Annotated in this window: 25 protein-coding genes and 1 pseudogene; 12 read left to right on the forward strand and 14 right to left on the reverse strand. The window is 69.9% G+C overall.

The features are described from left to right. Positions 1–85 precede the first annotated feature (85 nt). Positions 86–547 (reverse strand): hypothetical protein, encoded by a 462-nt coding sequence (locus UA74_RS01200; protein ID WP_075738124.1) that lies wholly within the window; start codon positions 545–547, stop codon positions 86–88. A gap of 32 nt (positions 548–579) precedes the next feature. Here UA74_RS01200 and UA74_RS01205 point away from each other — a divergent pair, with 32 nt between their 5' ends. Together UA74_RS01205 and UA74_RS01210 are read left to right on the forward strand one after the other, a co-directional pair. Next, positions 580–1,458, forward strand: a complete 879-nt coding sequence (locus UA74_RS01205; protein WP_083682837.1) for an NUDIX hydrolase — start codon at positions 580–582, stop codon at positions 1,456–1,458. Then, positions 1,455–2,276: an MBL fold metallo-hydrolase gene (locus UA74_RS01210; RefSeq protein WP_075738126.1), complete on the forward strand. Its 822-nt coding sequence runs from the start codon at positions 1,455–1,457 to the stop codon at positions 2,274–2,276. Before UA74_RS01205 ends, UA74_RS01210 begins: the two co-directional genes overlap by 4 nt. 103 nt (positions 2,277–2,379) lie before the next feature. Here the strand turns inward: UA74_RS01210 and dnaN are convergent, their stop codons facing one another. From dnaN to UA74_RS01230, 4 genes are all read right to left on the reverse strand, one after another. Beyond that, positions 2,380–3,495, reverse strand: a complete 1,116-nt coding sequence (dnaN, locus tag UA74_RS01215) for a DNA polymerase III subunit beta (RefSeq protein ID WP_075763702.1) — start codon at positions 3,493–3,495, stop codon at positions 2,380–2,382. 181 nt (positions 3,496–3,676) lie between these two features. Then, positions 3,677–4,996, reverse strand: coding sequence for an MFS transporter (locus UA74_RS01220; protein ID WP_075738130.1), 1,320 nt, complete (start codon positions 4,994–4,996; stop codon positions 3,677–3,679). Between the two features lie 392 nt (positions 4,997–5,388). Next, positions 5,389–6,063 (reverse strand): Crp/Fnr family transcriptional regulator, encoded by a 675-nt coding sequence (locus UA74_RS01225; protein WP_069845948.1) that lies wholly within the window; start codon positions 6,061–6,063, stop codon positions 5,389–5,391. Positions 6,064–6,221: 158 nt separating this feature from the next. Next, positions 6,222–6,467: a hypothetical protein gene (locus tag UA74_RS01230; RefSeq protein WP_075743279.1), complete on the reverse strand. Its 246-nt coding sequence runs from the start codon at positions 6,465–6,467 to the stop codon at positions 6,222–6,224. 225 nt (positions 6,468–6,692) lie between these two features. Between UA74_RS01230 and nth the strand changes: the two are divergent. The 4 genes and pseudogenes from nth to UA74_RS01250 all read left to right on the forward strand — a co-directional run. Next, positions 6,693–7,364: pseudogene (nth, locus tag UA74_RS01235) on the forward strand (endonuclease III); the annotation flags it as partial. A gap of 188 nt (positions 7,365–7,552) precedes the next feature. Then, the gene (locus UA74_RS01240) at positions 7,553–8,149 is read left to right on the forward strand and encodes a TlpA family protein disulfide reductase (RefSeq protein WP_075738132.1); all 597 of its coding nucleotides are present in this window, start codon (positions 7,553–7,555) and stop codon (positions 8,147–8,149) included. After that, positions 8,149–8,898, forward strand: coding sequence for an NUDIX hydrolase (locus UA74_RS01245; protein WP_075738134.1), 750 nt, complete (start codon positions 8,149–8,151; stop codon positions 8,896–8,898). The genes UA74_RS01240 and UA74_RS01245 overlap by 1 nt, the downstream gene beginning before the upstream one ends. After that, positions 8,895–10,079, forward strand: coding sequence for a MarP family serine protease (locus UA74_RS01250; RefSeq protein ID WP_075738136.1), 1,185 nt, complete (start codon positions 8,895–8,897; stop codon positions 10,077–10,079). Before UA74_RS01245 ends, UA74_RS01250 begins: the two co-directional genes overlap by 4 nt. Before the next feature lie 33 nt (positions 10,080–10,112). Here the strand turns inward: UA74_RS01250 and UA74_RS01255 are convergent, their stop codons facing one another. From UA74_RS01255 to UA74_RS31360, 3 genes are all read right to left on the reverse strand, one after another. Further along, positions 10,113–11,072 carry an alpha/beta fold hydrolase gene (locus UA74_RS01255; RefSeq protein WP_075738138.1) on the reverse strand — a complete coding sequence of 320 codons (960 nt, stop codon included), beginning with the start codon at positions 11,070–11,072 and terminating at the stop codon, positions 10,113–10,115. A gap of 14 nt (positions 11,073–11,086) precedes the next feature. Then, complete coding sequence (locus UA74_RS01260; RefSeq protein WP_075738139.1) at positions 11,087–11,653, reverse strand: phage holin family protein; 567 nt, start codon at positions 11,651–11,653, stop codon at positions 11,087–11,089. A gap of 158 nt (positions 11,654–11,811) precedes the next feature. Next, positions 11,812–11,955 carry a hypothetical protein gene (locus UA74_RS31360; RefSeq protein ID WP_157433931.1) on the reverse strand — a complete coding sequence of 48 codons (144 nt, stop codon included), beginning with the start codon at positions 11,953–11,955 and terminating at the stop codon, positions 11,812–11,814. A 314-nt stretch (positions 11,956–12,269) separates the two neighbouring features. Here UA74_RS31360 and UA74_RS01265 point away from each other — a divergent pair, with 314 nt between their 5' ends. Next, the gene (locus tag UA74_RS01265; protein WP_198042897.1) at positions 12,270–13,082 is read left to right on the forward strand and encodes a sulfite exporter TauE/SafE family protein; all 813 of its coding nucleotides are present in this window, start codon (positions 12,270–12,272) and stop codon (positions 13,080–13,082) included. Between the two features lie 409 nt (positions 13,083–13,491). Here the strand turns inward: UA74_RS01265 and UA74_RS01270 are convergent, their stop codons facing one another. The 3 genes from UA74_RS01270 to UA74_RS01280 form a co-directional block, all read right to left on the reverse strand. Then, positions 13,492–14,196 carry a hypothetical protein gene (locus UA74_RS01270; protein ID WP_075738143.1) on the reverse strand — a complete coding sequence of 235 codons (705 nt, stop codon included), beginning with the start codon at positions 14,194–14,196 and terminating at the stop codon, positions 13,492–13,494. Then, positions 14,193–14,588: a YbaB/EbfC family nucleoid-associated protein gene (locus UA74_RS01275; protein WP_075738145.1), complete on the reverse strand. Its 396-nt coding sequence runs from the start codon at positions 14,586–14,588 to the stop codon at positions 14,193–14,195. Before UA74_RS01275 ends, UA74_RS01270 begins: the two co-directional genes overlap by 4 nt. A gap of 73 nt (positions 14,589–14,661) precedes the next feature. Further along, on the reverse strand, positions 14,662–15,399 hold the full coding sequence (locus UA74_RS01280; protein WP_075763704.1) for a Fic family protein: 738 nt from the start codon (positions 15,397–15,399) through the stop codon (positions 14,662–14,664). Between the two features lie 130 nt (positions 15,400–15,529). Here UA74_RS01280 and UA74_RS01285 point away from each other — a divergent pair, with 130 nt between their 5' ends. The 3 genes from UA74_RS01285 (at position 15,530) to arfB (ending at position 18,602) form a co-directional block, all read left to right on the forward strand. Next, positions 15,530–15,808 carry a hypothetical protein gene (locus UA74_RS01285; protein WP_075763706.1) on the forward strand — a complete coding sequence of 93 codons (279 nt, stop codon included), beginning with the start codon at positions 15,530–15,532 and terminating at the stop codon, positions 15,806–15,808. A gap of 190 nt (positions 15,809–15,998) precedes the next feature. Then, complete coding sequence (gene acs / locus UA74_RS01290; RefSeq protein WP_075738151.1) at positions 15,999–18,014, forward strand: acetate--CoA ligase; 2,016 nt, start codon at positions 15,999–16,001, stop codon at positions 18,012–18,014. A gap of 162 nt (positions 18,015–18,176) precedes the next feature. Next, positions 18,177–18,602 (forward strand): alternative ribosome rescue aminoacyl-tRNA hydrolase ArfB, encoded by a 426-nt coding sequence (gene arfB / locus UA74_RS01295; protein ID WP_075738153.1) that lies wholly within the window; start codon positions 18,177–18,179, stop codon positions 18,600–18,602. 170 nt (positions 18,603–18,772) lie between these two features. On the opposite strand, the gene UA74_RS01300 is transcribed toward arfB, so the two are convergent. From UA74_RS01300 to UA74_RS01310, 3 genes are read right to left on the reverse strand one after another with little or no spacing between them, the layout of a single operon-like run. Further along, entirely contained in the window at positions 18,773–19,564 is a 792-nt protein-coding gene (locus tag UA74_RS01300; RefSeq protein ID WP_075763708.1) for a carbon-nitrogen hydrolase family protein, read from the reverse strand. Between the two features lie 11 nt (positions 19,565–19,575). Then, entirely contained in the window at positions 19,576–20,514 is a 939-nt protein-coding gene (gene murQ / locus UA74_RS01305) for an N-acetylmuramic acid 6-phosphate etherase (protein ID WP_075738157.1), read from the reverse strand. Next, entirely contained in the window at positions 20,511–21,443 is a 933-nt protein-coding gene (locus UA74_RS01310) for a MurR/RpiR family transcriptional regulator (RefSeq protein WP_075738159.1), read from the reverse strand. Before UA74_RS01310 ends, murQ begins: the two co-directional genes overlap by 4 nt. Before the next feature lie 920 nt (positions 21,444–22,363). Between UA74_RS01310 and UA74_RS01315 the strand changes: the two genes are divergently transcribed. Both UA74_RS01315 and UA74_RS01320 read left to right on the forward strand, forming a co-directional pair. After that, complete coding sequence (locus UA74_RS01315; RefSeq protein WP_075738161.1) at positions 22,364–22,780, forward strand: hypothetical protein; 417 nt, start codon at positions 22,364–22,366, stop codon at positions 22,778–22,780. Beyond that, complete coding sequence (locus UA74_RS01320) at positions 22,773–23,435, forward strand: DUF3558 domain-containing protein (RefSeq protein ID WP_157433932.1); 663 nt, start codon at positions 22,773–22,775, stop codon at positions 23,433–23,435. Before UA74_RS01315 ends, UA74_RS01320 begins: the two co-directional genes overlap by 8 nt. The last annotated feature ends 10 nt before the right edge of the window (positions 23,436–23,445 follow it).

The raw sequence follows: 23,445 nt of genomic DNA on the forward strand, positions 1-23,445 counted from the left end.
GTCCGCGTCCTCGAACGACACCGCGTGTGGGGAGTCGTCTCGGCGATCTCGGGACGGCTCCGCGGCGACGGCGTGCGCGCCGCCCTCACCGACCGGGCTCCCACCAGGCGGCAGGAACGAGGATCTCGAAGCCGTCGTCGTCGCGCAGCCGAAGTCCCGTCTCGGTCCGCTCCGCCCGCAGATCCTCGGCCACCGCGACCGGCACCGGGATGGCGAGCCCGTGGAATCCCCGCTCGCCGAGACGCTCACCGATCCACACGGTGCTGGTGGCGCTGACCAGGCTGCGTGCGGTGCGCAGCTCGACCGTCGGCATGCTCGGCGCGGAGTCGGCGGCAGAATCGGTGTTCGGGTCCGGCCTGATCCCGGGGTCGGTGACGACCAGTTCGATGTTCTCGCTCCGCCACGGCACCAGGATCGCGAGTCCGAGCAGGACGGTGAGGATCGTGCCGAGCACGCTGCCCGCGATGATCAGGGCGATCCGGCCGAGACACCCTCGGACGCCCGGTCTCGCCACCGGCGTCGCGATCTCCTCGATCTGTTCGCTCACCCGCCCATGATGGAGGGTCATAGAGTGGCGGAGTGCCGGAACTGCCCAAGGACTTCTTCCTCCCAGCCGAATTGATGCCCGACGTCGTTCCGTCGCCGCCTGCCCGGCCGAGGGACGCCGCGACGATCGTCCTGGTGCGGGACGGCCAGGCCGGCCTCGAGGTCTTCCTGCTGCGCCGCGTCACCACGATGGCCTTCGCGGCAGGCATGAGCGTCTTCCCTGGCGGACGGGTCGACCCGAGGGACTCTGATGTGTCGGTCGCCTGGGCAGGCCCCGAACCAGCCTGGTGGGCGCAGCGGTTCGGCTGCTCGCCTGAGCTGGCCAGGGCGGTGGTCTGCGCGGCGGTCCGGGAGACCTTCGAGGAGACGGGGGTGCTGCTGGCCGGGCCTGCCGCCGACCGACTGCTCGCCGACACCTCCGGTTATGCGGAACACCGGGCCTGCTTGGAGAGCCGAGACCTCTCGCTGGCCGAGTTCCTCGCCGAGGAGCGGCTGGTGCTGCGTGCCGATCTGCTGCGACCGTGGGCCAACTGGGTGACTCCGATCGTCGAGCCTCGTCGCTACGACACCCGGTTCCTGCTGGCGGCTCTTCCCGTCGGCCAGCGGGCCGACTGGGCGACCTCCGAGGCGGACACCGGCGGCTGGCAGCGTCCGGCGGATGCGCTGCGGTCCTGGGAGGCCGGGGAGATCGCCCTGCTGCCGCCGACGTGGTACGTCCTTGCGGAGCTGGCCGAGTGCGACTCGGTCGAGACGGCTTTCGCCGCAGAGCGGACGGTGGACCGCATCGTTCCGAAGATCATCAGGGATGGTGCCGTGCTGCGGCTGCTGATGCCGGGCGACCCCGACTACGGGGAGGATGCCACGACGGTCGAAACCGGGTCGGCCTCCGCGGGCGGGACGGTGCCGAGATGACCGTCTCGACGAGCGGAGCCTGCGCCGACGGCGCGGCCTATGGAGTGTTGCGGCCCGTCACCGCGGTCGCCTCCGTGCTGCTGGCCCGCAACCCCTCCCCGATGACCTTGGCGGGAACCAACACCTGGGTGCTCCGGGCGCCAGGTGCTGCCGACTGCGTGGTGGTCGATCCCGGCCCCGACGACGAGGATCATCTCGATCGCATCGCGGCCGCCGGGCCGGTGGCCGCCGTGGTGCTCACCCATCGGCATGCCGACCACTCCGACGGAGCGCCGCGCTTCGCCGAGCGGACCGGGGCGCCGCTGTTCGCGGCCGATCCGGCCCTGCGCCTCCCGCTTGCAGGCGGGGAGAACGGCCTGGACGACGGACGACTCCTGCGGGCCGCAGGCCTTCGACTACGCGTGCTCGCGACGCCTGGGCACACCTCCGACTCCCGCTGTCTGCTGATCGAAGGCGACCACTCGGTGCTCACCGGCGACACGGTCCTGGGGCGGGGTACCACGATCGTGGCCCATCCCGATGGCCGCCTCGTCGACTACCTCGACTCGCTGCGCAGGCTGATCGACCTGCCTGCAGGCACGGTCGGGCTGCCCGGCCACGGACCGGAGCTGCCGGACGTCAGTGCCGTCGCCTCGGCCTACCTCGACCATCGCCTCCGGCGACTGGACCAGATCCGCGCCGCGCTGGCCGAACTCGGGCCGGACGCGACGGCACGTCAGGTCGTCGAGCTGGTCTACGCAGACGTCGACCGGGATCTCTGGCCCGCTGCCGAGTGGTCGGTGGAGGCGCAGCTCGTGTACCTGCGAGAACACGGCTGACCACTCGGGAAGGCAGGTTGGGCGGCGCCTGCGTTGCCGTGGCTGTCGGTCTCGCCTGGCCTGCCTGCCCACTACGCGAGCAGGCACCCGGTGCGGACGACGGTCAGTGCCCGCCGCCTCGGGACGGCGCGACGAGATAGGTCAGTTCGACCTCGTCACGCCGCGCCTCACCGGTGAGCACCGTGCCCCGCCGATCGATGTCGGGCACGGCCAGCCGGACCTGCTCGCCTGCGAAGGCCTTGAGCCCGTCGGCGAGGTTGCGAGCCTGGAAACGTCGGGTCGGCCTGCCGCCGTCGACGACCGCCTTCACCATCTCCTCCGACTCGCCGGTCTGCGAGTCGACCCCGCGCACGCGCAGCTCGGCGTCGCCGACCTCGAGACTGATCAGACCGTGGGGCCCGGTGTAGGGCAGCGCGCGCCGGACCGCGCCTGCGAGCACGTCGGCCTCCACCCACGCGGTGGTGTCGGGTGTCACCGACAGCAGACGGTCGGTGCTGGGGAACGGGGTGGCGAGGAGGGCCGTGATCAGACCGGACCGCTCCCAGGTGAGCGCGGCACGGTCTTCGTCGGCATGCAGCCCGACCTCGGCACCGTCGGGGATCCGTCGCAGGATCTCGGCGAGGGTGTTGGCGGGCAGCAGCACGTCGATCGGCGTCGTGTCGACCGGTCGCCACGGCAGCCGGGCCGTGGCCAGCCGAAATCGATCGCTGGCCATCAGGACGAGTCGATCACCCTCGGATGCGATGCGGACCCCGGTGAACACCGGCAGCGCGTCGTCGCGGGATGCGGCGGCGGCCACCGGCGCGAGTGCCGCCCGCAACGCGCCGCCCGCGACGACGCCGAGCCGGGCAGGCGGAGCCGGCACTCCGGGATGGGTGTCGAGATCGAGCAGCGGCAGCGCGAACCTTGCCTGCGGCGTGCGGACCGCCAGCCGCGAGCCTTCGACGACGAGCCGGATCTCCGGGGTGTCGACGGTGCGCAGGGTCTCGGCCAGCGGCTTGGCCGGGACCAGGACCTCGCCGTCGACATGACACAGGGTGGGCGCCCAGAGGCGGATGCCGCGCTCGCGATCGGTGCCGGAGAGCGTGACGCCCTCGGCGTCGCCACGCAGCACTATCCCGGTCAGCACCGGTTCGATCACGCGGGTGGGCAGCAGTCTGGTCACGTCGGCGACGGCGGAGGCCAGGCTCGCGGTCGGCGCGGTCAGGTCCAGGTCCATCCGCGAAGACTAGGCAGGAGGTACGACGATCCGAGCCACGCGAGCCACACCTGTGCGGAGCTGGCCCGGCGGACGGGCGTCGTGCGCCGTCGGCCCGCCCCGGCGATGCGCGCCGGACTGCACACTGTGGATCGAGTCTGCCTGAGGACCGAGTGCGCCGAGAACCGAGGGGATGTCGGGATCAGACGGACTGCGGCGCCGAGGCACTCGGGTCGGCGTCCGGCGCACCGGCGCCCGCCGCCTGACCGGGTCTCGGGGTGGCGGTGACCACCGTCGTCCCCTGTCGTTCGGGCGGCCTGCCCGAGACCGTGTGGCGGAGCAGCCAGACGATCAGCGCGATCACCACGCCTGCGGCCGAGGCACAGAGGAAGGCGACGGGCGGACCCGCGCTCTCCACCAGGGCGCCGCTGATGCTCTGGCCGATCGCCAGCCCCAGCGTGACGGAGGTGATGACCCAGCCGAACGCCTCTGCGGCGGCGCCGGGCGGGGCCGCCGCCTCGATCGCCAGCGAATGCGCGGTCGACTGCGGCGTGATCAGGGTGCCGACCAGGACCATCACCATGGCCAGCCCGATCAGTGATGTCGGGATCGCGAGCAGCGCGCTCAACAGCGCGAAGCCGCCCAGCAGGACGGGCAGCCGGAGATACAGCGGGCGCGGCCACGGGCGCATGCCGTACAGCACTCCGAACAGGACCGAGCTGACCGACCAGAGGCTGAGGAGCAGGCCGCCGACGCCGGGATGTCCTGCTGCGGTCGCCGAGGCCGGGACGGCGACCTCGATGAAGCCGATCACCAGCCCGAAGCCGAGGGCGGTGAGTGCGACGGTCCGCACCGCAGGGCGGGCGAACGCCCCGAGCAGGCCGCCGCTGTGCGCGGGTGCGGTCTCGCGGCTGCCCCAGGCACGCACGGTGCGCGTCATGGCGAAGGCGACGGAGCCCAAAAACTGCGTGGCGACGCCGATGACCAGCCCGGTGCCCGGCCACGGCGCGGTGACGAACAGTCCCGCCAGGCCCGGACCGAGGATGAAGAAGACCTCCATGCTGATCGCCTCGTACGAGTAGGCGGCGGTGCGCGCGGGACCGGGCGGCAGCAGCCGATGCCACAGGGCGCGCGAGGCGCTGCCGACCTGCGGCTGGCTGAGCCCGAGTGCGAGGGCGCATCCGACGAGCGTCGGGACCGGGGCCCGCAGCTCGATCGCGGCCACCTCCAGTACCGCCAGAGCGGCGAACACCGTCGAGAAGACGAAGAGGGGCCGGGTGGGACCGAAGCGGTCGACGATCCGGCCCTGCGCGACGGAGCCCATCGCCACGCCGATCAACGCCGCGCCGGAGACGAGTCCTGCCGTGGCGAACGAACCGGTCTGACTCTGGGTGTAGAGCAGCAGCGAGATGCCGACCATGGCGATCGGCAGCCTGCCGAAGAGCGCGGCGATCACCGGACCCGTGGCTCCGGGGGTGGTCAGTGCGCTCCGGTAGTCGGCAAGGCTGGCTGCATCGGACACCTGCCTAGTGTGCCGCAATATGGTACGAACGTACCAGTAAATAACGAGGTGTGTTCAGTCACGAACAGCGGTAGGCTGACGGCCCAGCCGTGCTCAAAGTCTCGAATCGATAACACTCCCCGGATTTTCTCTCCCTCGGACGCAACGTCTGACCGGGTTTTCACGTCTTCTGAGAAAGAAGACATCCGGACCTCGTGAGAGCCCGCTCTCGCGTCTACGGCAGGATCTCCTCTGTAGGGACCTTCCTTCGGCCGAAACGGATCGGGGCCGTCGCCGGAGGGTGGGGGAGCGTGGCTCGTCGGGGGACGGGCTACGCCAGAGAACGGAAGGACCGGTGCGCCACGTCGGGGGTGGCGCCCGGTCCTTCCGTTCTTCTCTGGTTCTCTCGTCGCCTACCGTGCTCGTCGAGCCAGCCGCTCCGGGTCCAGGATCAACACGCTCTTGCCTTCCAGGCGCAGCCACCCACGGTGCGCGAAGTCGGCCAAGGCCTTGTTCACCGTCTCCCGCGAGGCGCCCACGAACTGGGCGATCTCCTCCTGGGTCAGGTCATGGGTCACCCGCAGCAGCCCTGCCTCCTGGCTGCCGAAGCGCTGTGCGAGTTGCAGCAGCGCCTTGGCCACCCGGCCTGGCACGTCGGTGAAGATGAGGTCGGCGAGCATGTTGTTGGTCCTGCGTAGCCTTCTGGCCAGCACACGCAGCAACTGCTCGGCGATCTCCGGCCGCTTGCTGATCCATTCCCGCAGCGCGGGTCGGTCCATGCTCAGCGCCCGCACCTCGGTGACAGTGGTCGCCGTGGACGTCCTCGGACCTGGATCGAAGATCGACAACTCTCCGAACATGTCTGAGGGACCCATGATGGCGAGCAGGTTCTCTCTGCCATCCGGCGATTTCCTGCCGACCTTCACTTTGCCGGACTGGATGATGTAAAGCCGGTCGCCTGGCTCACCCTCAGTGAAGATGACGTGGCTACGGGAGAACTCCACCGGCTCCAGCGTCTGAGTGAGAGCCTCCACGGCTCCAGGCTCAACACCCTGGAAGATGCCCGCACGGGCCAGGGTCTCGTCCACCTCGTCCCTCCTGTCGAGACGCGGCGGTCACCTCAAGGCGGACACTCTCCGTTACGAGTGCCAGCCTGGTGCCGCCGATCGCTCCGTGCAGTCTAACTGCGCGGTAACAGAGACCGCGTTACCTGCGGTCTGTAGTGCGCGGCGGCCGGGTCTTGGAGTCAGCGGGGCCTGCGGGCCTTGAGCCTGCCGGAACGGCCCTTCCTGCGGAGTCGGAAGAGTTCGAGTGCGCGGCCGATCCCCTGGCCTGCCAGGGCGCGAACCTCGTCGGGACGGGCGTTGTCCAGGAGCTCCTCCACGTCGTCCTCACGGACCGAGACGTTTCGGATGCCGGATTCGACGCGCTCCATGAAGAGCGCGAAGAACATGATCACGAGCGGAACGGCGATGACGAACCAGGCAGTCATGATGTTTCGATAGTGACTCATCACGCTGGGTGGCGTCGTTCGGGGTCCGCCGAACCCGCCAGTGGGTGATGGCTTTGCCCCCGGATGGTGGAGGCAGGACATGGCAGCCGACCCCGCCCGTAGGCTGTGGGCGTGCAGACCAGTGCTTCCCGCGCTCAGCCCGTCGCCGGGTCGGGAGGTCGGGCGCCCGAGAGTCGCCTCGCGCTCGTTCGGCGGGCTCGCCGGATGAACCGCTCGCTGGCCGAGGCCTACCCGGACGCGCATTGCGAACTGGACTTCCGTACCCCGCTCGAGCTGGCCGCCGCCACCATCCTCTCCGCTCAGTGCACCGATCGGCGCGTGAACGAGGTGACGCCGACCCTGTTCGCGGCCTATCCCGATGCTGCCGCCTACGCGGGCGCCGATCGAGCGGAGCTGGAGGAGATCCTCCGGCCGACCGGCTTCTTCCGTAACAAGACGACCTCGTTGATCGGGCTCGGTACCGCGTTGGTCGAACGTTTCGACGGCGAGCTGCCGTCGACGTTGGCAGAGCTGGTCCGGCTCCCCGGCATCGGGCGCAAGACCGCGAACGTGATCCTCGGCAACGCCTTCGACGTGCCTGGAATCACGGTGGACACCCACTTCAGCAGGCTGGTGCAGCGCTGGGGCTGGACCACCCTCACCGACCCGGTGAAGATCGAGCACGCGATCGGCGAGCTGATCCCTCGACGCGAGTGGACGATGCTCTCCCACCGGGTGATCTTCCACGGACGCCGGGTCTGCCATTCCCGTCGACCCGCCTGCGGCGCCTGCCTGCTCGCCCGATCCTGTCCGTCTTTCGGAGTCGGCACTGTCGAGCCGGAGCAGGCCGCGCGCCTGGTCAAGGGGGTCGAGGCGCCCCACCTGCTTCGGCTGGCCGGGTTGGGCGACGCGTCGGTCGAGGAGGCCGCGACCTCCGCGAAACCCGTCGAGCCTGCGGCGGCATCGCCCGCGAGGGAGCCTGCGGCGGAGACGCCTGCGACAGACTCCGGGCCTGGGCCCGCGCGAACGACAGGTACCGGCGAACCGACGGGGGCCGAGGACCCGGACCCGACCGGTGACCAGCGATGAATGCGAACATCCGGTGGTCGATCCTGGTACTGGCGCTCGCGGTGGCGGGTGTGGTCGCGCTGTGGCCCCGCGACGAGGGCTTCGGCCCGGCCGCGAACCCCGATCGACAGGCACAGGACGCAGGCGGCTCCGCCGACCAGTTCGATCAGGAGCCGCCCACTGCGGTGCGAGCCGCCGACCTGAGCGGGATCGAGGTCACCGATCTCGCGGACGGCACGACGCAGGATCTCGGCGAGCTGGTGGCCGAGGGACCGGTGCTGTTAAACGTGTGGGCGACGTGGTGTGCGCCCTGCCTGGAGGAACTGCCGGTGCTGGCCGAGTACGCCCAGGAGCCCGATGCCATCCCGGTACTCGGCATCCAACGGAGTAGCGATCTCGACGCCGGCCGCGATCTCCTGGCCGAACTCGGCGCCGAACTGCCCTCGGTGCACGATGCGAACGATCTGGCGATCCGGGCGCTGCGCGCGCCGGTGATGCCTGCGAACTATGTGGTGGATGAGGCGGGCGCCATCCATCCGGTACATCCGCCCGCGCCGTTCGAGGACACCGAACAGGCGCGGCAAGCCGTGGCGCGTTATCTGGAGCAGAGTTGATGACTCAGGAAGGTCGGGGACGCACCCAGTCCAGGCGTGGTGGGCCGCTGGTGGATCCTGCGCAGGGTCCTGGCTGGTTGAGCAGGTTGATCGCCTCCAGCGGACGCGTGGATCCCGCCATGCTGGCCTCGGTGCCGCCGCCCAGCGAGGACAGCCCACGGCCTGCCTCGGTGCTGGTCCTGTTCGGCGAGGACGGCGCGGGCCCCGGCACCGGGCCCGACGTGCTGCTCCTTCGCCGAGCCGACGGCCTGACCCATCACCCCGGACAGGTCGGCTTCCCCGGCGGAGTGGCCGAGCCGTCGGACAACGGTCCCGTCGAGGTGGCGCTGCGGGAGGCGGCGGAGGAGGTCGGCGTTCTGCGTCAGGGCATCACCCCGGTCGCCCTGCTCCCGGAGCTGTACGTTCCCCGCTCGAAATTCCTGGTCACGCCCGTGCTGGCCCACTGGTCACAGCCCTCGCCGGTGGCGCCGGTCGACTTCGGTGAGACCTCGGCGGTGGCCAGAGTCCCCCTCGGTCACCTCGCCGACTCCACCAATCGCTTCCAGGTGCGGCATCCCTCCGGCTACGTCGGGCCGGCCTTCCTGGTTCCGGGAATGCTCGTCTGGGGCTTCACCGCAGGGCTCCTGTCGAGCCTGTTGTCCCTGGGCGGCTGGGCCGAGCCCTGGGATGCCACCGATGTCCGTGATCTCGCGGACGCCTGGCGCGAGGTGGACGCGGGCCCGACACCGGACGGCGAGGGGGTCTGGTGAACTGGATCGACGCCGCCGTCATCCTGATGGCGGTGCTCGCGGCCGTGTCCGGCGTCCGACACGGCATGGTCGTCGCGGTCTGCGCCTTCGCCGGGGTGATCCTCGGCGCCGTCGGCGGCGTGCTCCTGGCTCCCGCCCTGGCCGATCTGGTCGACGCGCCCAACGCCAGGCTGCTCGTGGGCCTGGCCGTGGTGCTCGGGCTGGTCGTGCTCGGCGAGGTCCTCGGCGTCTACCTTGGCCGGTCCATCAAGAGGCGGATGACCTCGCCGAAGCTGAGCTGGGTGGACAACGTGCTCGGGGGCGTGGTGCAGGGGCTGGCGGTCTTCGTCGTCACCTGGCTGATCGCGCTCCCGTTGACCTCGGCGGGCACCGTGCCGTGGCTCGCGGGTGCCGTCAACCAGTCGAGGGTGCTCGGCGCCGTCGACGCCGTGATGCCGCCCGCCGCCCGCGCGCTGCCTGACGAGCTGCGGAGACTGCTCGACGGCTCCGGCTTCCCCGGCGTCCTCGAACCGTTCTCCCGGACTCCCGTCGCGCAGGTGGAACCGCCCGACCCGGCGTTGCAGAACAGCCGGACCGTGCAGACCGTGCGGGAGAGCGTGGTGAAGGTCCACGGCACGGCGTCGTCCTGCTCTCGGGTGCTCAACGGCTCCGGATTCGTGGTGGCCCCGCAGCGGGTGATGACCAACGCGCACGTCGTGGCAGGCGCCGAGCAGGTCTCCATCGAGGTCGGGGAGGCCCGGCTGCCCGCGACCGTCGTCCTGTACGACCCGGAGAGCGACATCGCGGTGCTCGACGTGCCCGACTTCTTCGGGACTCCGCTGGAGTTCGTCGAGGCACCTGCGGCCGCCGAGGACAACGGCATCGTGCTCGGCTATCCGCTCGGCGGGGATTATCGGGCGTCCGCAGCTCGGGTCCGGCAGCTCTTCAACCTGCGTGGCCCCGACATCTACGACAGCACGACCGTCACCCGCGAGGTCTACACGGTGCGTTCCGATGTCCGCAGCGGCAACTCGGGCGGACCGCTCATCGACGTCGATGGCCGGGTGCTCGGGATGGTCTTCGGTGCGGCCGTCGATGACGAGGAGACCGGGTTCGTCCTCACCAACGAGGAGATCGCCGACGAGGTCGCCGCAGCGCCGGGGCTGACCCGGCCCGTCGACACGGGGGGCTGCTCCTCGTAGCCCACCGTCGTCGGCGCCGGGATCCCGGGCCGGTCAGTCGTGCAGTTCGCCGGTCAGGAATTTGATCAGCAGGCGGTTCGTGGCGTGCGGTGCCTCCTGGTGGGGGAAATGTCCCACCTCGGGCAGCTCGCGGTAGATCGAGTTGGGCCCGGTCCAGGCGGTCGAGGCGGCTGACGTGCTCGCCCGCATCCACGGGTCGAGCCTGCCCTGCACACGGAGGACGGGGACCGGCAGCCTGCGGTCCACCGCCTCGGCGAACCGGCCGCCCTCGCCGCGCAGCTGGGAGCGCACGGCCCAGCGGTAGTACTCCAGCGCCGAATGCGCCGCGCCGGGAACGAGCATCGCGGCCCGATTGCGGCGGACGACCTCCTCGAACTCGGGTGCCGTCTGCCACTTCGGACCAGACCAGGAGCGAATCAGTCGCTCGACGGTCGCCGCGCCGTCCTTGGTCAGCCAGGCCTCCGGCAGGGTCGGGAGCTGGGCGCGGAAGAGATGGCCTGCGGCGGTGAGCTGAGCCCGTTCGGCCTGCCGCCACGGCCGGGTGAGGCCGAGCGCCAGCGCGCGGCGCAGTGCCAGCGGATGCGGCGCCGACAGGACGCTCAGCGAACTCACGAGCCGAGGATGCAGTGCCGCCGTCGTCCAGGCGAGCAGGCCGCCCCAACCGTGTCCGACCAGGGCGGCACGTCGCTCACCCATGGCCTTGATCAGGCCTGCGAGGTCGCCTGCCAGCGTCCAGCCGTCGTAGCCCCTCGGCGGTTTGTCCGAGTCTCCGTAACCGCGAAGATCGACCGCGACCGCGCGGAATCCGGCGTCGGCCAGCGCGAGCAGTTGGCCGCGCCATGACCACCAGAACTCCGGAAAGCCGTGGACGAACAGCACCAACGGGCCCTCGCCCGCCGAGGCGATGTGCAGCGAGATTCCGTTCGCCGAGACGTCGTGGTGCGTCCACGGTCCGCTGACGCGGGTGGTCGAGGGATCCGGGAGCGGGCGCACCGGATTGCGGACGCTCAGCGGACCGACTCGGGTCGGCGCCCGCCCAGGTGGTCCTGGACGTCGGGACCCGTCGAGCCCGGCCCGTCTCCGGAGTCCATCGGGTCGTTCCGGCCGGGACGCAGTGCGGATGCGGTGTCGCGGACGGAATTGATGGTGCGCTCCGGCTTGCGAATGCCGCGGACCTTACGGAAGCCGAGGAAGGCGAGTGCGCCCGCCGCCAACAGCATCAGCAGGAACACGATGCCGAAGCCCGCCCAGCGGGGCAGCCAGACGGACAGCAGCTCCGCAGCGGTGAAGAACAGGAAGAACGAGCTGAAGGCCAGCACGGTCAGCGCGAGGATGAAGAAGACGCTGCCGCGCAGCCCCTTGCGCACCTCGGCCGAGATCTCCTGCCTCGCCAGTTCGACCTCGGCCCTGATCAGGGTGGAGAGGTGCACACTGGCCTCACGGACCAGGCCGCCCAGCGAGCGGTCACCTGGGCCCGCGTGGGTCTGATTCTCCTCCGACAGCGGGATGGAGGGGATGGGCGGCAGGCCCTCCCAGTCCTGGTGTCTCTTGGGGTCGTGCCCTGCGCTGCTCACCGAGCCATCGTCCCATGGAGCCGACCGCCTGCCGTGATGACACGGGACAATCGCGTCGATCTACTCGGTCGTCCGGCCGTGATCAGGGCCGATCATCCTGTGCCGAGTGCAGCGGGAGTGACCGCGCGCGCCTCGTCGAGGCGCCGGTAACGGCGGACTCACCACCGCAGCACGACGGCCGAGGCCACGGCGGCGAGCCTCGCGGCGATCAGCACCGACGCCTTCGCGCGTTCGGCCTGCGCGTCGGCCGACGCCGGCTCCGCCGTCAACAGGGCCACGCCGAACAGGGACATGGCGCTCACGTCGGCCCAGCGCAGCCCGACTCGATGCTGCGGCGATGCCCGGTTTGACGGCGGGCCAGGAGAAGCCGGTGGTGCCGACCAGAAGCCGGTCGATCGACGGACGCCGTGGCGCGCCGCTGGTCACCTTAACCGTCGACCGTGGACCGAACACTCGGGTGATCTACACGGCCTCGGTCGGGCGCGTCCTGACGCGTCGTCGCCGTCCGTACTGGTCCTGCCCTCGGCGCGCTCGTCCTCGCCCATCCGGTGATCAGCCGCGTGGCGTGCGTCATCGAGGCGAGGATCGGGGCAGACGACCGGCGTATGTTGCTGGCGTGTCACAGCAGAATGAGGAGACCGCCGCCCAACCCGGCCTGGCCCGATGGCCGATCCTGGTCGTCATCGGGCTCATCGCAGGCGCGCTGTCGGGTCTGTTCGGCATCGGCGGCGGGGTGGCGATCGTGCCTGCCCTGGTGGCCTGGTGCGGGCGAGATCAGCGGTACGCGGTGGCGACCTCGCTGCTCGCGCTCGGCCCGCTCGCGGTGGCGGGGGTGATCGGCTATTCCGCACACGGACAGGTCGATCTGCGCATCGCGCTGCCGCTGGCGGCGGGCTCGATGGTCGGTGCCTGGCTCGGGGCGTTCCTGCTCACCAAGATGCCGTTGGCCTGGCTGCGTTGGTTCTTCGCACTCATCGCCGTCGCGACCGCACTGCGGATGCTGATCGACCCCGGCGTCTCGACGGGCGTCGTGTCGCACGAGTGGTGGCGACTTGCGCTGCTGCTGCCCGTCGGGGTGCTGATCGGCGTGATCGCCGCGCTGGCGGGGATCGGTGGTGGTGCGGTGATGGTCCCGGTCATGCAGATCGGCTTCGGCATACCCGCCGCCCTGGCCAAGGGAACCTCGCTGCTGGTCATCCTGCCGACGTCGATCCTGGGCGGCTGGCGCAACCTGCGGCACGGCAACGGCTCGCTGCGCGACGCCATGTGGATCGGCTGCTCCGGAATCCTCGCGACGCTGGCCACCACGCAGTGGTCGGTCGTGATGAACCCGCTGCTGTCCGACGTGCTGTTCGGGCTGTTGCTGGTCTTCGTCGCGGTGCGCACGGTGTGGCAGGACATCCGGCGGCTGCTGCGACGGCGCGGCTGATCGTGGGAACCGGCGCGCGGCCGACGTCGTGCGCGGATCGACGCTCCCCGGCGCAGGATCGGCAGGCCTTGCGAGGCGGACCGGCCGCTGTGCATCCGCCCGCAGGCGCAGTGCGCCATGCGCGCCGATCGGGACGGCGCACCGTGTTGTGTCGTCAGACGTGCCGATTCGGGCCGGATCGGTTTCGATGAGGCCGGGCCACCGGCGCCCCGACTCGAATCCACCAGAGGTGTGGCTCGCCAGGTGCCGTGACCTGGCCGCTCACGACCGTGGTCGTCGCGCGGCGTCTCGCTCCGCACGCTGTCGACGTCGACGCTCCTGCCTCTCCGCGTTGATCTTCTCGATCTTCTCCTTCAGACGCCGATCTGCCTCAGCGCTCTCCGTTCGCTTCGCGACCTCCTTGAGCCCCTCATAGCCGCCCTTGATCGCTCCGTAGTCGTCCCCGGGAACTGTTGATCGTCGGCTGCGGGCTGACGTCGGAGAACGTCGCATTCCCCGGTGCCTGGGCGTTCTGGAAGAAGCTCCCGATCTGCGTGCCGATCTGGTGCGTGCCGCTGCCGAGCTCGTCCAGTCGCGTGAGCAGATTGGACAGCGCTGTCCCCAGCTTGTCCATCCACTCCCGGACCTTGTCGGCCCACTTCAATGCGATGCGGACTCCGTCGGCGATCATCCCGCCGACGGCGATGCCCGCCGTGAGCAGAGCGGCGATCCCCCACTTGACGAAGGCTTCGGCGATGTCGCCGCAGACCTGGGCGATCAGATCACGCACGATGCCGCGCACCGCGCCCACCACGACGCCTGCGCCCTGCACGGCGCCCGCCATGCCCGCCGCCGCAGCGCCGACCTGCTCGATGCCCTCGTAGGTGGACGCGGTGGCGTCGAGTGCGTCCTTGCCGAGGTGAACGGTTCCTGCGCTGATGCTGAGGACCCCCTTGACCAGGGCTCCCTGTGCGACGCGGCCGATGGCGAGGAACTGCCCGAAAATCCCGAACGCGTTGTTGTCCAGCGTCTCATCGGCGGCGCCATCGGCTGTGTCCATACGAGTCGCGAGGTCGAGGATCTTGCCTGCATGGGCGCGGATGAGCTCCGGCTCGGCGTCGAATGCCTCGCTCATGATCGCCTCAGGAAGGAGCCGCCGAAGTCCTCGTCATCGTCCCCCGAGGATTTCGGCGGCCCTCCCGCCTGCTCGTCTGTACCGTCGCCCGCGTATCCCTGCGGGAGCTGAGACTTGACGAAGTCCAGGGTCTCGCCCTCGCCGAAAACATCCTGCATGACCTCGACGACCTTGCCCCGCCGCGCCCGCTGAGCCCGTCGGGCACAGTCGAGGATCGCGGCGGAGAGGCTGCGCGGATCCTGGCCTCGGACAGCGTCGGTCAGTCGGAGATCCAGCAGGCTGCCGCTCGGGTTCACTCGGACGGTCACCGTGCCGTCCGGTGAACTCGCGGTGCCTGCCACCGGACCGATGTGATCCGTGACGTCGTCGGCTTTCGCTCTGGCCTGTTCCAAAGTCGCATCGGGTACCGAGTCCTGTTCAGCCTGTGACGGAGCTGAGCTCGGATCGGTTCCTCGGTTGGAGGATTCAGCCCTGCGCCTCCGCGATCGACTTCCCTTCGCGTGCACCCGCCTCGATCGCGGCGCAGCAGTGCTTGATCCATGCCGCGATGCCGCCGGGCTCGCCGCTGGCGAAGCCGAGAGCCGCCGCCCGATACTCGGACAGCCTGCGTAGGTGAGCGACCTCCGGCACGCCCAGCCCCTTGGGGTCCAGGCCGGTGCCGATCGCGGTGAGTCGGGCGGCCGCCCTGGCGACGATGCCGTCAGCGGTGCCGAAGGCACTGAGGGTCAGCAGCTCACCGTGCACGATGGACACCAGGACGGGGCCCGGGACCGAGGTGCCGCCGGTGACCAGCGTGGCGAGCAGGTCGAGCCGCGCCGAGACCGACGGGTCGGCACGCGGCCTGCCGAGGAGGTCCGCACGCTCGGCCGGAACCAGGTCGGCGGCGGCGAGCAGATGCAGTCGCGCCAACGCCTGCAACGGGGCGCGCTGCCAGGTGCCCAACAACATCCCGATCGACTCGGCGACCCGAAGCGAGCCCGCGGTCATCGGATCGCTCACCGGGCCCTCGGCGGGCAGGTCGACGTCAGCGCCGTCGATCGCGGCCGAGGCGCGGGCGGCCCGGACGGAGGCCTCGGCCGCGGAGACGGGCCACCCGCGCCGGTTGGCCGGATGCGCGTGCACCGCATCGACGGCCTCCCGCGCGGCCGAGACCGACTCGGCGACTCCGGGCAGATCGAGCAGAGGTCCTAGAGGATCGTCCACGGGCGCGGACAGTACTCACCGGCCGAGAGCGTCGAACGGTATGGGCACATCGTCGGTGTCGGATCGGACCGGGCTCCCGCCCTGTGCGGGCGTGACCGGTCGTCGTCGGGGCGCTTCTCCACCGCCCGCCGTGATCCGTCTCGAGGTCGTGACGGCGCACGAGGCGCGGGAGGCTAATCGCGCCCAGGGCGGGTTCGCCGCCGAGAACGCCGACAAGCTGCTCGGATTCGCGGACTACTCCGGGAGTGCGGCCGACCCCGGCGCCTGGGAGGCGGCGGCGGAGGAGGCAGCCTCCTCGGTCGACATGGCCACCGCCGAGGAGGTCACCGGCCGCCCCGCCCACACCTTCGCCGACCAGGCGCGCGATCACGTCGACGACTTCCGTCGAGCCGAGCCGGAACCGTCCTGAGCTGCCTGTCTTCGTGGGCCCACCGCCGTGTCGATCCGGCGGAGCGGGTGTCGCGCACCAGTCCGGCAGATCAGCGTGCAGCGGGGCACTGGTCTGGACCTCTGGGTACTTGTCCTGTCCCGAAAGCCGCGTTCGGTCTACGGTCAGCACCAACAGATGTTCGTTCGATCACTCAGGGAGGTCCTTCGCGATGACCCAGCAGACCGGTGCTGCCGAGTCCGGGCCCAGCAGCGCCGCAACCCTGGACAACCTGCTCAGCGAGAACAGGACGTTCCCGCCCAGCGAGGAGTTCGCACTCGCCGCCAACGCGACTCAGGCCCTGTACGACGAGGCGTCGGCCGACCGGGAGGCGTTCTGGGGCGTCCAGGCCGAACGACTGCACTGGGACACCAGGTGGACGCAGGTCCTCGACTGGTCGAACGCGCCCTTCGCGAAGTGGTTCGTCGGCGGAAGGCTGAACGTCGCCTACAACTGCGTCGACCGGCATGTGGAGGCCGGGCACGGCGACCAGGTCGCGATCCATTGGGAGGGGGAGCCCGGCGACACGCGGACGATCACCTACGCCGACCTGCGGCGCGAGGTCGCCAAGACCGCCAACGCCCTGATCTCGCTCGGCCTCTCCGCAGGCGACCGGGTCGCGATCTATCTGCCGATGATCCCCGAGGCCGTCTTCGCGATGCTGGCCTGCGCCCGGCTGGGGCTCACCCACAGCGTGGTGTTCGGCGGTTTCTCCGCCGAGGCGCTGCGCACCAGGATCGACGACGCCGAGGCGTCGCTGGTGATCACCAGCGACGGCCAGAATCGACGCGGCAAGGTGCTCGGCCTGAAGGAGAACGTGGACACGGCGGTGCGTGACGCCGACTCCGTCCGCAACGTCCTGGTGGTCCGCCGCACCGGCAATGAGGTCGACTGGGACGACAGCCGCGACGTGTGGTGGCACGACCTCGTCGACGGACAGTCCGAGGAGCACACGCCGGAGGCCTTCGACGCCGAGCATCCGCTCTTCATCCTCTACACCTCGGGAACCACGGGGAAGCCCAAGGGCATCCTGCACACCTCCGGCGGCTACCTCACCCAGGCGGCATACACCCACCATGCCGTGTTCGACCTTAAGCCGGACACGGACGTCTACTGGTGCGGCGCGGACGTGGGCTGGGTGACCGGCCACTCCTACATCGTCTATGGACCGCTGGCGAACCGGGCGACCTCGGTGATGTACGAGGGGACTCCCAACACGCCGCACGAGGGCCGCTGGTGGGAGATCGTTCAGCGTTATCGGGTCTCCATCCTTTACACGGCGCCCACCACGATCCGCACCTTCATGAAGTGGGGGAGCGAGATCCCGGCCAAGCACGACCTCTCCTCGCTGCGCCTGCTCGGCAGTGTCGGCGAGCCGATCAACCCCGAGGCCTGGATGTGGTACCGGGAGCACATCGGCGCCGCCGCGACCCCGGTCGTCGACACCTGGTGGCAGACCGAGACGGGCGGCATCATGATCTCGCCGCTGCCCGGCGTCACAGCCGCCAAGCCAGGGTCGGCGATGGGCGTGCTGCCCGGCATCTCGGCGAAGATCGTCGACGAGAACGGCGCCGAGGTCAGCAGGGGCGGCGGGGGATACCTGGTCCTGGATCAGCCGTGGCCGGGGATGCTGCGGGGTATCTGGGGGGACGAGCAGCGGTTCCGCGACACCTACTGGTCGCGCTTCCGTGACGAGTCCGGCCCGATCTACTTCGCAGGCGACGGCGCCAAGTACGACTCCGACGGTGCGATCTGGCTGTTGGGCCGGGTGGACGACGTGATGAACGTGTCGGGGCACCGAATCTCCACCACCGAGGTCGAGTCGGCGCTGGTCTCGCATTCCTCGGTCGCGGAGGCGGCGGTCGTCGGCGCGGCCGACGCCACCACCGGTCAGGGGATCGTGGCGTTCGTGATCCTCCGAGGCGGCGATGCCGACTCGGCGGATGAGGGAGCCGCGCTGGTCAAGCAGCTCCGGGACCACGTCGCGAAGGAGATCGGCCCGATCGCCAAGCCTCGGCAGATCCTGGTCGTTCCCGAGCTGCCCAAGACGCGCTCCGGGAAGATCATGCGGAGGCTGCTGCGCGACGTTGCCGAGAATCGCGAGCTGGGCGACGTGACGACCCTCCAGGACTCGTCGGTGATGAAGCTGATCTCCTCGGGGCTGGCCAAGCCCGGCGACGAGGGCTGATCACCGGGTCGTCTCGTCGGTGGAGGGCGTGCCTGCCCGGCCGGGTGCCAGGCTGGGGCGCCCTCTCCGCGGGTCCGCGCCGAAGCGGGTCCGGGCCTGCGGTGCGGCCGTCCGTGCGGTAACTCGGGTGACGGACGGCTCGCGATGGGGGATGCTGGAGACATGAACGAGGACCTGCCCATCGTCGGCTCGACGGCCATCCCGGCCGCCGAGCTGCGCTGGCGGTTCTCCCGATCCAGCGGCCCCGGCGGGCAGGGCGTCAACACCACCGACTCCAGGGTGGAGCTGTCCTTCGACCTCGCCGCGACGACGGTGTTCAGCCCGCCTCGTCAGGCACGGGCCCTCGACCGCCTCGCAGGCAGGCTCGTCGACGGCGTCATCACGATCACCGCCTCAGAACACCGCTCTCAACTGCGCAATCGCGAGGCGGCCATGGCCCGGCTGGCCATGACCCTGCGCGACGCCGTCGCCCCCGACCCGCCGAGTCGGCGGCCGACGAGGCCCTCGCGTGGCTCGAAGCGACGGCGCGTGGATGAGAAGAAGCGGCGAGGCGACGTCAAGCGGCTCCGACGCAGCGTCGAGGACTGAGACCGGCTCGGACGGGCCTGCTCGGGCGGGCCGCCGACTGGGACGACACCTCGCAGCGCCTGGCGGAGTACCGCGCCGCTGCGTGACCGACCTGCGTCGAGCCCTGCGGGGAGGACGCTCCGTTCTGGCCCCGCTGCGCTGCGACCACGCCGTCGTGGGCCGACGGCCGGTCAGAACCGCCGGTTCGCCAGGACCGGAATCGTCTCCCTGGCCCGCTCCGTCTCAGCGACGTCCACCTCGGTCACCAGGAGCCCCGGTGCGGCGCCGAGCTGTTCGCGGATCTCGCCGAAAGGGGACACCAGACTGCTGTAGCCGATACCGGTGGGGGCTAGCCCCGCCGGTCGTTCGCCGGTCGTGCTCGGGTCTGCCTGCCCGCAGGCCAGCAGCCAGGACGTCGAGTCCAGTGCCCGCGCACGACACAGCAGCTCCCACTGCTCTCGCTTGCCAGGCCCCCAGCCCCAGGATGCGCCGACCAGCATGACCTGGGCGCCCTCGTCGGCCAGGGCATGAAAGAGACCGGGAAAGCGCAGGTCATAGCAGGTGGCGACCCCGAAGGTCACGTCGTTGACCGTGAAGGTGACCGGCCGTTCTCCCGGCGCGACCGTGTCCGACTCGGCGAAGCCGAACGCATCGAACAGGTGGATCTTGTCGTACGCCGTGTCGATCCCCGGCCCGGTGACCAGCAGCGTGTTGCGCACCCTGCCGTCGTCGGCGGGCACGAACATTCCGGCGATCACCACCACCCCGGCCGTGTTCGCGATGGCGCGCACCTCCGTCGCCCACGGCCCGTCCAGCGGCTCGGCGACCGGCCCCAGCGGGATGCCGAAGCGCGCCATCGTCGCCTCGGGGAACAGCACCACACGGGCCCCTTGCGCGGCGGCCTCCGTCACCGCCGCGCGAACCGACCCGAGATTGACCTTCGGGTCGGTGTCGGCGGTCAGCTGGCTCAGTGCGATCCGCACTGGTCCTCCGATCAGTTGGTGGGCTGCGCCAACGTCGTCAGTGCCTCCCGGACATGCCCGTCGGTCTGTAGCAGCGCCGTCCTGGCCTCGGCGACGTCGACTCCGGTGAGCAGCGTGACGAGTGCGGTCTTCACCTCGCCCGCCGCCTGTACCAGAGCAGTCTCGCAGGTCAGTTCGTCCGCGCCGGAGGCCTCTTGCAGGATGGTCAGCGTTCGGCCTCGCAGCTTCGCGTTGGACGCCACCATGCTGATCATCAGGTTCGAGTAGGTCCGGCCGAGCCGCACCATCACGGCGGTGGAGAACGCGGTGAGGATCAGCTTCTGCGCCGTGCCCGCCTTCATCCGGGTGGAGCCCGCGATCGCCTCCGGCCCGGTGTTCACCGCGATCACCACGTCTGCGGCGATCCCGACGGCGGCGGCGTTCGCCGGGTTCGCCGAGACCAGGCCGGTGGATGCTCCGAGGGATCTGGCCGCGCTGAGCGCACCGAGCACGAAGGGGGTGCGGCCGGACGCGGTCAGACCGAGCACGAAGTCGTTCTCGCCGACCTGACGGCGGATCTGCGCCGCCCCCTCGTTGACGTCGTCCTCCGCACCTTCCACTGCGTGGACGAAGGCGGAGGGGCCGCCTGCCTGGTGCGCGACGAACCAGCCCGAGGGCATGTTGTACGTCGGGATCAGCTCGGCCGCGTCGAGCACGGCGAGCCGCCCCGACGTCCCCGCGCCGACGTAGTGCACCCGGCCGCCCGCGCGAAGAGCCTGGACGGCGAGGTCCACCGCGTCGGCGAGCTGCGGAAGGACCTCGGCGACCGCGGCCGGCACCAGCCGGTCCTCGTCATTGATCAGCCGGAGGACCTCCAGCGAGGAGACTCGGTCGATGTCCAGCGTGTTCGGGTTGCGCGACTCCGTGGGGGAGTCCACTCGGATGCAGCTCAGATGCGCTCGTGTCCTCATCGGTTACCGTCCCTCGGTCGGCGCCTGCCATCGGGTCGAGCTCCCAGTCGTTGACCTGCGACTGCTGCGTAGGTCACCTCCAGGGCTTCCTGCGCGGTCTCGTAGTGCTGCTGGGCCACCCCGATGAACAGGTAGTCGATCACTGTCAGCTGGGCGATCCGGCTGGACATCGCGCCGGAGCGAAACGTCGTCTCACGGGCGGCCGTCGTCAGCACGTGGTCGGCTGCCTCCGCGATGGGGGACCGCGGGTAGTTGGTGACCGCGACCGTCTTCGCGCCTCTGGCGCTGGCGACCCGCAGCGAATCGACGACGTCGATGGTCGATCCCGTGTGGGAGATGCCGATCGCGACGTCGTCCGGGCCGAGGACGGCTGCCGAGGTCAGCGCGATGTGCTTGTCACTCCACGCGAAGCAGGTCCGTCCGATGCGGTGCAGCTTCTGCTGGAGGTCGAGCGCGACGAAGGCACTTGCGCCGACGCCGTAGACGTCGACCCTGGAGGCGCGGGCGACCGCGTTCACCACCTCCTGCAAGGTGGCCACGTCGATCTGCTCTGCGGTCTCCTTGACCGCTCTGGCGTCCGCGTAGGAGACCTTGTCGATCACGTCCCGCAGGCTGTCCTCCGGCCCGATCTCGCCGCCGAGCTGCTGTTCGTCGCGGCTCGCGGTGCGTGCGGTCTCCGCGGCTAAGGCCAGCCTGAGCTCGGGGTAGCCACGGATGCCGATGGCCTTGCAGAACCTGGTCACCGTGGTCTCGCTGGTCCCGGCTGCCTCGGCGACCTCGGTGATGCTGCGGTGCGTCACGTCGGCCGGGTTGTCCAGGACCACCTGGGCCACCCGTTGCTCGGCGCGGGCGAGGCCGGGCAGAAGAGATCTGATGCGAACCAGTGGGCTGCCCTCTGCTGCCGCGCCCTCGGCATAACGCTTAGTCACGGTGGGAAACTTACTAACAGCACGTTGCCCAGGTCAACGCATGTGTCCATGTCGTCACCTGTCAGTTACCGCGAAGCGCGTGAATTCCCCACATCCCCAGGTCGGCCGCCCCGAGAGGCTGATCCGACGCCATGGGTATCGAGGGTGGGTCCGGTGTCGTTATCAGCCGTTTCCATTTGGTTATCCAGTCGTATGCAGGGCCTTCGCGGAGATCGTTGATCGACTCCGGGCGTGTGGGTCGAGGAACCGCCAGGCGGAGCGGCAAGCCGGTCGTTCGACCGGTCGGTTCGCATTCGGGTCCACTCGGGTGAATTTCGTGTGAGAGTTCCCAACGTCGACCAAGCGGGCCGGGTAGAGATCGGTTCGCGGAGTCGCGGGTGCGCCCGATCTCTGCGGCATGTCCGGTGATCTCTCGTGTGCGGCCGGTGGAGAACGCGCGGACGATCGAGTGGCCGGTGGATCGACGGTCCCGCGAACTCTCGGGCGGCACTCGCCTCCGAACGCTCTTCGGTGGTCGTGACGGAGGTGGCGGGGGTGAGGAGGAGGCCTGCGGCGTGCCGCCGGGCCTCGTCGGCCGGTTCTCCTTTCGCCTCGCTCGCTGCCGGGTCCACTGCAGACCGGCGGGCCTCGGCGTGCCGGTCGGACGCACCGTCCGCGGCATGGCGCGGACCGGCCCCGACGGGGCAGCGGGGTCGAATCTCGCAAAGTGGACGGACTGCCTGGTGCAGGTGAGACCTCTGCCCGAAGTCACCCGTCCGAGTGGGACCGGCGGTGTAGGATTCGAGCCCGTAATCCTCTGTGCGAGTGGGAACCGGACGCGGTGCAGGTGCGTCTCAGGTTGCGTTCGTGATTCCGTCAGCGAGCCCTGGGGGGCGTGGCATGAGGTCGATCAGTGGTACCGCGTTTCAGGAGGACGCGCTATGAGCGGGACGTTTGAACTTGATCCGGAGCGGCTGCCGCAGGCCATCGCGGATCTTGAAGAGGCGAGGAGTCGGATCATCGACATCGCCCAGGAAGCTCGAGAGCTCGGGTTGGAGACACCGAACCAGGGCTCCGACGGTGTGAGCAGCAACGCGGGTCTGCAGATCTCCCGAGTGGCAGGTGGGCAGGACGGCGCACTGTTCAACGCGAACGAGGCTTACCTCGAAGCGCTCAATGCGACGATCGACAACTTCAAGGCGATGCTTGCCGATTACCACAGTGTCGAGGACGCCAACCAGCTCGGACTGCAGAACATCGATGCTGCTGAGTTCAGCGTGAGCGAGACCCCGAGTGAACGCAGGGAGCGGGAGTTTTACGAGAACAACCCGCATATTCCGCCGGGCGCGCGTGGCTGAAGAGGTTGATCGTCGATATCACAGGGGTTTGGAGACGATGACATCTAAACGGCCGTTGGCGGTTGCTGGTGTGGTGATCGCGGCCTCGTTGATGATTGCGTCCTGTTCAACTCAGGATGACGGAGTGGCGACACCAGGAGATCAGGACTCCGCCGCCGTGGAGACGACCGAGCAGTCTCCGGCACCGCCTGCGGAGTCGGGTGATTCCACTGGTCTCGCACCGTCCGTGTCCGAGCCCAAGGACCTCGCTGGTCTCGATGTGTGCACGTTGCTGACGCCTGAGTCGGCTGAGGGGCTCGGGTTTGGACCTGACGGCGAGCCACGTACTACCGGTGGGGGCAGCGCCTCGTGCTCATGGGACTCTGCGGAAGGTGCTCGGGTCACCCTGGTCGCTGACGTAGATCGACAAGGCCTGGACGAGGTCTACTCGCGTCAGTCGCTTTACTCGGATTGGGAAGAGTTGGAGATCGCGGGCCATCCGGCCGTGCGGGCCAACGAAGGTGAACCGACCTCGATGTGCGGTTATATCGTGGGTATTGCGGACACTCAGTACCTTGACATCAATTATTTCAGTAGTGGCTCGGATGGCGACGCTTGTGCAGGCGCACTGGCCGTTGCCGAGTCCATTGTCCCGACGCTGCCCGATGCGAACTGAAGGGGGAAGG

The sequence above is a fragment of the Actinoalloteichus fjordicus genome (assembly GCF_001941625.1).
Classification (GTDB): domain Bacteria; phylum Actinomycetota; class Actinomycetes; order Mycobacteriales; family Pseudonocardiaceae; genus Actinoalloteichus_A; species Actinoalloteichus_A fjordicus.

Bases quoted from the DNA above. Each gene is read 5' to 3' on its own strand.
- UA74_RS01210 (WP_075738126.1), top strand. From the start codon at position 1,455: ATGACCGTCTCGACGAGCGGAGCCTGCGCCGACGGCGCGGCCTATGGA.
- dnaN (WP_075763702.1), bottom strand. From the start codon at position 3,495: ATGGACCTGGACCTGACCGCGCCGACCGCGAGCCTGGCCTCCGCCGTC.
- UA74_RS01230 (WP_075743279.1), bottom strand. From the start codon at position 6,467: ATGACTGCCTGGTTCGTCATCGCCGTTCCGCTCGTGATCATGTTCTTC.
- UA74_RS01240 (WP_075738132.1), top strand. From the start codon at position 7,553: ATGAATGCGAACATCCGGTGGTCGATCCTGGTACTGGCGCTCGCGGTG.
- UA74_RS01245 (WP_075738134.1), top strand. From the start codon at position 8,149: ATGACTCAGGAAGGTCGGGGACGCACCCAGTCCAGGCGTGGTGGGCCG.
- UA74_RS01270 (WP_075738143.1), bottom strand. From the start codon at position 14,196: ATGAGCGAGGCATTCGACGCCGAGCCGGAGCTCATCCGCGCCCATGCA.
- acs (WP_075738151.1), top strand. From the start codon at position 15,999: ATGACCCAGCAGACCGGTGCTGCCGAGTCCGGGCCCAGCAGCGCCGCA.
- arfB (WP_075738153.1), top strand. From the start codon at position 18,177: ATGAACGAGGACCTGCCCATCGTCGGCTCGACGGCCATCCCGGCCGCC.
- murQ (WP_075738157.1), bottom strand. From the start codon at position 20,514: ATGAGGACACGAGCGCATCTGAGCTGCATCCGAGTGGACTCCCCCACG.
- UA74_RS01315 (WP_075738161.1), top strand. From the start codon at position 22,364: ATGAGCGGGACGTTTGAACTTGATCCGGAGCGGCTGCCGCAGGCCATC.